We start from the raw sequence: 7,573 nt of genomic DNA on the forward strand, positions 1-7,573 counted from the left end.
TTAATTATTATAAACTTTTAATTTAGAATGTTATAACATTGTATCCTTCTTCTATTCTCTTTACGGTCTCAACACCGCCCATGACATCCCTTAAATCAAAGATTAGTTCCTTTGTTAATCCAAGGCCTTTCAATGATACAGAGCAATAGCTAACATCTATTCCTGATGATATCATCTTCTTTATCTGCGCATCCATGGCATCAGAGTTTCCCGAATTCTTTAGTAATGATTCGACACCGCGTCCCAGGAACATAAAGGCAACATCGGCCTTTGCGTTGTTCCTTGCACCAAGTGCAAAGTTTATTGCCATGTTCGTTTTATTTATATCATCCTTGCCTGATGTTGATATGACGAATATTTTTGCCATGGTTATGTATTATATTTTTTTATATACATATTTCGATGTATGACATGAAATATTTTATAATTAATTATATATTAAAATAACAACCATGGACTCATTATTTTTAGGATCAAGAATAAATGTAAAAATAATTTATAATGTCAGACATTATGGAAAGATTTTAATATATAATAATGTTATATTGTTTATGACATGGAAATGCAACATATGCGGTACTGAAAATGAGGACGAGGACGAATTCTGTGTTGTCTGTGGAAGCACAAAGGTTGTTAAGGAAAATAATAACGATCAGATACTTAACCAGCCCGTAGACGAGAAGACCGAGGCTGATGCACCTGAGGAAATGCCAATGGATGAGGACATGCTGAACAACGCAGATGCACCCGAGACCGAGCCTGAGAAACTTGAAGGCAATGATAACGCAGAGCCACAGGCACAGGAAAATGCAAACAGGGAAAATGAGCCGGAGATAGAGAAGGAGCCTGATGAGCCTGAGATGGAGCACGTCGAGGTCAAAATGACCGGTGACCAGGTAACAGGAAAGCCATCGTTTATAATAGTTAACTCACCTGATGCAAGGTTCGTTAAGAGCAAGATACCATTGGAATTCGACGTTTTTCCTGAGATAACAATAGGCAGGAGCCCAGAGAATGTCATAGTTGTTCCGGATGCAGATGTTTCAAAGAAGCATGCTGTTATAAGAATGAACAACAATGTAATAGAGATCGAGGATTTAAACAGCACAAACGGAACCTTCCTTTATGACGGCAAATTTGTAAAACTTACCGGAAAAACGCCGTTAAAGAACAACGCATTAATAAGGTTTGGATACTCGACAATGTTTAAGCTGGTGTTTGATTAAACATGATAGGAATGCTTACAAAAGATGATGTGATTTCGGTAATACTCGAGGCCCGTGATATAATAAAATCCATGGAGAACGGACCATTCCTTGAGCCTGTTAATGCAGACAGGGTGTTATTCGTTGGAGACACACACTGCGCGGTTGATGTCACGGAGACTGTTTTCAGGAATTACAGTGACTTTGACAAGATCGTTTTTCTTGGAGACTACGTTGATCGTGGAAACACTGGCATAGAGAATCTAATAACAATACTATCAATGATGATAAACGATCCTGATAAAATAATAGTTCTTAGAGGAAACCATGAGAGCCCAATAACAAATGAGAACTATGGATTTTACAATGAAATAACAGAAAAATATGACAGGGAAACCTATTATTACGCCGCCGATCTTTTCTCGGTTATGCCGTATGCAACGGTTGTAAATGATTATTTTTGTGTGCATGGCGGCCTTGCCAGTGGTTTAAACTATATCGATGAGATAAAGGAGTTGCCATTATACGATGTTGTTCCTGACAATCAAACAGCCTTTGAATTAATGTGGAACGATCCCAGGGAGATGATCAATGGATTCATACCAAGCCCCAGGGGCGATAACATATTCTACTTCGGCGAGGATATTGTTGATGATTTTCTTAATAAAAACAATCTAAAGGGCATAATAAGAGGGCATGAAACGGCCGATGGCTTCAGGGACGACATGAACGGCAAGGTGAGAACTGTATTCTCCAGCAGGTACCACAGGCTCAGGGCCGGCGTTTTGCGAATGGAGAATGGTGAATTTTTTAAGGATTATATATGAGGTGAAAGATGAGCATATCAATGAGGTTGGAATACAGCCATGGTAAATCAACGACAAAGGATGTCATGACAGTGTTCAAGGTTGTTTTATACCCTGAGAAGACCGTTAAGGCCTCAGGCTTTCATTACATAATAGCAATAGACGTTAGCAACTCAATGAGGAAGGGCAAGCTTGACCTTGCAAAGGAGGGCGCCATGAACCTTATAGAGAAGATACCAAGGGATAACATCGTTTCATTGATAGCATTCGGCGATACCGCAAAGGTAATAGTCGAGGGCAAGGAGCCAACCTTTGCGCTGGAGGCCATACCCTCCCTGAAGGTTGCAGGAAACACTGCAATGTACACTGCACTTTTAACGGCAACGAAGCTTGCGGATAAGTACAACATGCCTGGAAGAATAATATTATTAACAGACGGCATGCCAACGGATGTATCCATGAACGAGTCATATGAAAATTTACAGGTACCTGAGGGCTTTACAATAGACTGCATAGGCATAGGCGACAACTACAGGGACGATCTATTAAAATTGCTTGCAGATAAGGGAAACAGCATATTCTATCACCTTGAAAATCCAGAGGAGCTGCCAAAGGTCATGGAGAGCACGGTCTCATCGGATATATCGGCAAAGAACGTGCAGGTTGACTTCGAGGCACCTGAAAAGATAAAGATATTAAATTACTCAGGGCCACCTGTTAAGATAGGCTTCATGGAGGGTGCCGTAAAGATCTATGGTAAGACGCCGATGAGGAAGAACTTTGAGGGCGAGCTATTAAAGGTTAAATTAAGGTACGAGCTTGGTTCCATGAAGTTCAATGATGAAAAAACCGTTAAAATAACAAGGGCATCATCAAACGAGGATTACCTTGCAAATTTGAACGGCGATTTGATAAATGAGTATAGGTACTTTGAGCTTTTAAATGCCTATGAAAAGGACGTTTCTGCAGGAAACCTTGTTGAGGCAACAAGGAAGATGGACAAGATAAACGAGGTTGCCGAGCAGACCAGAAGGATGGATCTAATAGAATCGACAAGGAATCTGGCAAGCCAGCTTGAGGCAACGAGGAGGATCGGCGAGACACCAGAGGCAACAAGGAACCTGGCAAGGGAGACTGCCAGCGAGGTAACAAAGAAATTAAGGGGATAATTATTTTTTATTTTTTGATAGACATACAGGGCATTTATCAAGTTTTGCATAATAAACTGAGCCGCAGTTTTTGCACCTTACATGCCTTCTGTGATTTATATAAACTGCAATGAATGGTATTAATATCAGTGGATAAAGATAATAATATGATGTTTTTCCCGTTGTCAAATACAGTGTTTCGTTACCGTTAACGTATATATTATATGATAATCTTTTATACCCGGGTTTTGTTATAATTATTGTGTAGTTGCCCTGTTTTAAATGCAAGTTGAAATAATCCGATGTTGAGTTGTATTCCTTATTGTTTACATAAAGATGAAAACCCTTTATGTTTGTTTTTACAAAAACATCATAATAAATAGCATGCCATGTTATGAATAACTCTTTTTCCCTTGAAATGTTTATTATATAATAATATTTGCTGGTTTTATAATAATTATTATATGACACATTGAATGATATTACATTATTCCTTGATAGAATCTTTACGATCCTTCCATGTAATATACTTTTATTTAAATATACGGTTTCGGGCACGTTCGAGATGATCCTAAACATGTAATAATGCACAGGCCTAAATGAAACGCTCCTGTTGTAAAATGATATTGTAATGTTATTTATATTCGATGAATTATAGTAAAATGAAAATGAATCATCTCCTGCTATGATCCTTTTTGATAGAACATCAACGTTGTTTAATCTTATGCTAAGAACGGAGCTGAATGGCATTCCATGATTTATTATTGTATAATTCATTTTTAATTCGCTGTCAATGTATGTGTATTTATAATCTATTTTTAATGATGCATCCGGCAGGGTATCAAAAACGTATGCAAATGATCTTGATAAATTATAATTATATAATGAAAAATGTGATGTTATTTTGAAATCTATATTTTTATTATATATATCTACGTAAAATGAGAAATTCATCGTTCCGTTGCCATGGAATATAAATGTTTCATTTGAATAATTCACTTTAACAGTGTAATTAAAACCTGATGCGGTGAACATTATTTTGTATTTATGGTATAATATCACTGTTCCTGGATTAAACGTTATCCCTGGACATTTTATATTTACATGGTAGATAAATTTATTATAGGGATTCACCGGCCTTATAAACATTTGAAATTCTGTTTTCCCTGCATTGATTTTATAATATCCAAGGTATGTCCTTGTTTTATTTATTATAAGATATATTAAGCCATGGAACATTTTATTATAATATGACTGTGTTTTATTCTCGATAATATTATATTTTAAATTAAAATATGATGTACCGTTTGAGAACATTATATCTGGAACAATGTAAAGGTAAAGGCTTGAGTTATTTAAAAACGGTGATATATAATACGTTGAATAGGCCCTTGAATTTAATAGGTAAAGATCATTTATGCTTGTGTTATATAGCTCAATCTTTGAACCATTAAAATAAACATTGTATAACCATGGAAAAACATAGAATGAATCATTTGAGTACATTGATATATTAATATTATATATCGTTAGATTATCGGCGGTTCCCCTTGGAATGAAAAGATAAAAGTATTTTATATTTCCAAGGTCACGGGCCGGAAACGGATTTTTTAATTTCAATGAAAATGAATAATTGTAATAGCCCCTTTTTACGGGTATGCTTATATTATTATAATATTTATTGTAAACTGTTATATTATTGTATGAATCTATATCGCCATGTATTCTCATTTTAAATAATATTCTGTTTATTAAAAGATTTCCACTGGAGCTTAAATTTATGATGCCCGGATTTATAAAAGAGCCATTAAATGATGCGTTTTTATATAAAAACTCAACGCCTTTTGCATATCTTTTATATTTTATGCTGCTTCCATATGATATTAAATGCGAGTTGTTCATATTTATATTAAGATATGATGTTTCATTGATGCTGGAATTTTTCATGATTATACAGGCATTGAATGCATGAAAAACGCCGTTTAAATCAATTTTTGAGTTCAATAACTTCAATGTACCGTTTATATAAAAATTAACCGTGTGATTTGATTTTATTGTAGAGTTTTTTATCAATAAACAGCCTGAATCATCTATTGTAATGTTTTTGCATATTGATACATTTTTATTTATTATTTTAAGTGATTGATTATTATTTATGTTTATATTACCGCAAAGGTACTCATTATTATTATAATGGTAATGCATGACAGGCATTAATAATAGTACTGCTATTATTACAATAGCCCTGTGCATGGAACGTAATGGAAATGATGCTTATTAAATTAATATTTTATATTTTATATAATGTAAAGCATGAAATTAATAAAATTGTAATCATATTGTTCGATACACATCAATGAACAGGAGGAATTACATAAGGCAGTTCCACTTCTCAAGGTTTTCAATAAGCATCTATGAGTATTATATAATTATAATAGCCTCGGCAATAATACTCTTTGCCATTCTTGAGTACCTTTATAACCTTGGAATACTCTCATTGATGATTTTAATACTTTTAATAAGAAGGAGCGGTGCCGGCATGGTATCACAGTACTCATTATGGAAAAACATGAAGAAAAAAAGACTTTTACCGAGAAGCCTTGATGTTATAAACTACATAGAGAACAAAACAAACGGAAATGTATTGATATGCGGTACATCAGGACAGGGCAAGAGCAAACTAATGAGGTATTTACTGTACAGTTCGGATGATTTAAAATACATATTTTCATATAAAAGTAATGATGAGTATTTAAAAATGGGATATAAAATAATAAACATAAAGAATAATTTAATAAACCCATTCAATGATGTGGACAGTTTTGTTTCATCCTTTTTAATAACCTTTTCCATGGACAACCTTGGAATAACGGCGCAGTACATACCATCGCTTTTAATGGAGATTGCAAAGCTGAGCGGTGACTGGATATCCTTCTCAAATGAAATTGAATCAAGATTAAAAAGATCCAGGGATAGTATACAGAGATCCGCACTATTATTTATTAAGGAGAGCATAAAGTCATTATACAATGGGAATTACAAAGGATTTGAATTGAAGGATGAAAGCATGGTCTTTGATTTTTCCTCGCTGAATTTAAACGCACAGATCTTTTACACGGAGCTGTTGTTAAGAATGATCTGGAACGATCTTTCAAATAATAGAAAAAAATGCATTATATGCATAGACGAGGCACATAGAATGCTAAAATCCTTTGGAAGGTACCATTCAATATACATTGAGATAGCAAGGGAGATCAGGGCCTTTGGCAAGCTCTGGACCAGCACGCAGAATTACAGCGATCTGGATGACTCAATAAGAAACCAGTTTGCAACGCAATTTATATTTAACACTGTTAATGAAAATGATCTTAGAGCGCTGGAAAAAATAGATGAAAAGCTGAGATATGCCGCATATACAATGCCAAGGCATGTATTCACAGATGCAAGGTATGAATGGATATATAAAACGGTTCCGGAGTTCACACTCTACTGGTTTCCGGTTAATTATAAATAATTTAAATGATAATAAATCAGATAACAAGATAAATATAATAAGAAGCCTGAAGGAAAAACCTGGAACCATAGATGACATTAGGAACAGCATGGCCTCTGACATAATTGAATTAAAAAATGATAATATAATAAGATCAATTGACATGGATGGCGAGATCTACTTTTTAAACAGGAAGGGTATATCAGATCTTCATCGTTACATGCAGGACATTGTAATAAAAATGCTTTTAAATAAGGGATACAGTGTCTCGGAGGCAAGGCCAGGAGAGGATAAGCCGGATATAATGACTGAGACTTTTAACATAGAGATAGAGACAGGATTCAAGCATGATAAAAGGGATCTTATAAGAAGGATAAAAAACAGTAATAAAAAAACATATGTGATTGTGCCAAACAATGATGTAAAATCAAGGTATAATGATATGCATGTATTTACAATAAAAGAGTTTAAAGATCTTTTAAATAAAATAAAAAATTAATTTATTTACTGTTTCCTTGTCCTGCCTATTACGACAGCCACAAGTGCCAGTGTTATTATTACAAGTACCAGTATTACGATCTCAAAGATCTCTGTTGTGCTTAATGCTGATGATACCGTTGATATCTTGCTTGCAGAGCTCTTTATTGAGTTAACTGATGTTGTTAAATTACCGAGATCCGTCTTTATCGTTGCCGTGTTTCCGCTAACTGATGTTATCTTACCTGATATTGTTCCCAATGTTGTCTGTATGCTGACATTTGCGCCCAATAGTTTTGATGTGTTTGCTGATATGTCATTAACACTTGTTGTTATTGCTGTTATTTTAGCTGATACCATGCCTAGTGATGTGTTTATGTACATTACATTGCCTGAGACCTTTGATATTGTTGCATTTAATGATGATAGCTTTGCTGATACCAT

The 7,573-nt window shown here is 34.7% G+C and carries 8 protein-coding genes; 5 read left to right on the forward strand and 3 right to left on the reverse strand.

From position 1 onward, the window contains the following. Positions 1-22 precede the first annotated feature (22 nt). On the reverse strand, positions 23-367 hold the full coding sequence (locus B8780_RS07855; protein WP_011177087.1) for a DsrE family protein: 345 nt from the start codon (positions 365-367) through the stop codon (positions 23-25). A 184-nt stretch (positions 368-551) separates the two neighbouring features. Between B8780_RS07855 and B8780_RS07860 the strand changes: the two genes are divergently transcribed. The 3 genes from B8780_RS07860 to B8780_RS07870 are packed head-to-tail and all read left to right on the forward strand — an operon-like array spanning position 552 to position 3,180. After that, complete coding sequence (locus B8780_RS07860) at positions 552-1,226, forward strand: FHA domain-containing protein (protein ID WP_161939704.1); 675 nt, start codon at positions 552-554, stop codon at positions 1,224-1,226. Between the two features lie 11 nt (positions 1,227-1,237). Continuing rightward, the gene (locus B8780_RS07865; protein ID WP_048059559.1) at positions 1,238-2,032 is read left to right on the forward strand and encodes a metallophosphoesterase; all 795 of its coding nucleotides are present in this window, start codon (positions 1,238-1,240) and stop codon (positions 2,030-2,032) included. Between the two features lie 20 nt (positions 2,033-2,052). Next, positions 2,053-3,180, forward strand: coding sequence for a VWA domain-containing protein (locus tag B8780_RS07870; RefSeq protein WP_161939705.1), 1,128 nt, complete (start codon positions 2,053-2,055; stop codon positions 3,178-3,180). On the opposite strand, the gene B8780_RS07875 is transcribed toward B8780_RS07870, so the two are convergent. Then, positions 3,181-5,412 carry a PEGA domain-containing protein gene (locus B8780_RS07875; protein ID WP_084273278.1) on the reverse strand — a complete coding sequence of 744 codons (2,232 nt, stop codon included), beginning with the start codon at positions 5,410-5,412 and terminating at the stop codon, positions 3,181-3,183. Between the two features lie 103 nt (positions 5,413-5,515). Here B8780_RS07875 and B8780_RS07880 point away from each other — a divergent pair, with 103 nt between their 5' ends. Together B8780_RS07880 and B8780_RS07885 are read left to right on the forward strand one after the other, a co-directional pair. Next, the gene (locus B8780_RS07880; RefSeq protein WP_084273279.1) at positions 5,516-6,673 is read left to right on the forward strand and encodes an ATP-binding protein; all 1,158 of its coding nucleotides are present in this window, start codon (positions 5,516-5,518) and stop codon (positions 6,671-6,673) included. An 88-nt stretch (positions 6,674-6,761) separates the two neighbouring features. After that, positions 6,762-7,151: a hypothetical protein gene (locus B8780_RS07885; protein ID WP_084273280.1), complete on the forward strand. Its 390-nt coding sequence runs from the start codon at positions 6,762-6,764 to the stop codon at positions 7,149-7,151. A gap of 5 nt (positions 7,152-7,156) precedes the next feature. Here B8780_RS07885 and B8780_RS08185 read toward each other — a convergent pair. After that, positions 7,157-7,573 (reverse strand): hypothetical protein (locus B8780_RS08185; protein WP_084273281.1); only part of this gene is annotated, 417 nt, incomplete at its 5' end.

This window comes from Picrophilus oshimae DSM 9789 (assembly GCF_900176435.1).
GTDB lineage: Archaea > Thermoplasmatota > Thermoplasmata > Thermoplasmatales > Thermoplasmataceae > Picrophilus > Picrophilus oshimae.

What these genes read in the sequence shown, in the direction of transcription:
- B8780_RS07875 (WP_084273278.1), bottom strand. Translation starts at nt 5,412, where the DNA reads ATGCACAGGGCTATTGTAATAATAGCAGTACTATTATTAATGCCTGTC.
- B8780_RS07870 (WP_161939705.1), top strand. Translation starts at nt 2,053, where the DNA reads ATGAGGTTGGAATACAGCCATGGTAAATCAACGACAAAGGATGTCATG.
- B8780_RS07860 (WP_161939704.1), top strand. Translation starts at nt 552, where the DNA reads ATGACATGGAAATGCAACATATGCGGTACTGAAAATGAGGACGAGGAC.
- B8780_RS07880 (WP_084273279.1), top strand. Translation starts at nt 5,516, where the DNA reads ATGAACAGGAGGAATTACATAAGGCAGTTCCACTTCTCAAGGTTTTCA.
- B8780_RS07855 (WP_011177087.1), bottom strand. Translation starts at nt 367, where the DNA reads ATGGCAAAAATATTCGTCATATCAACATCAGGCAAGGATGATATAAAT.
- B8780_RS07865 (WP_048059559.1), top strand. Translation starts at nt 1,238, where the DNA reads ATGCTTACAAAAGATGATGTGATTTCGGTAATACTCGAGGCCCGTGAT.
- B8780_RS07885 (WP_084273280.1), top strand. Translation starts at nt 6,762, where the DNA reads ATGGCCTCTGACATAATTGAATTAAAAAATGATAATATAATAAGATCA.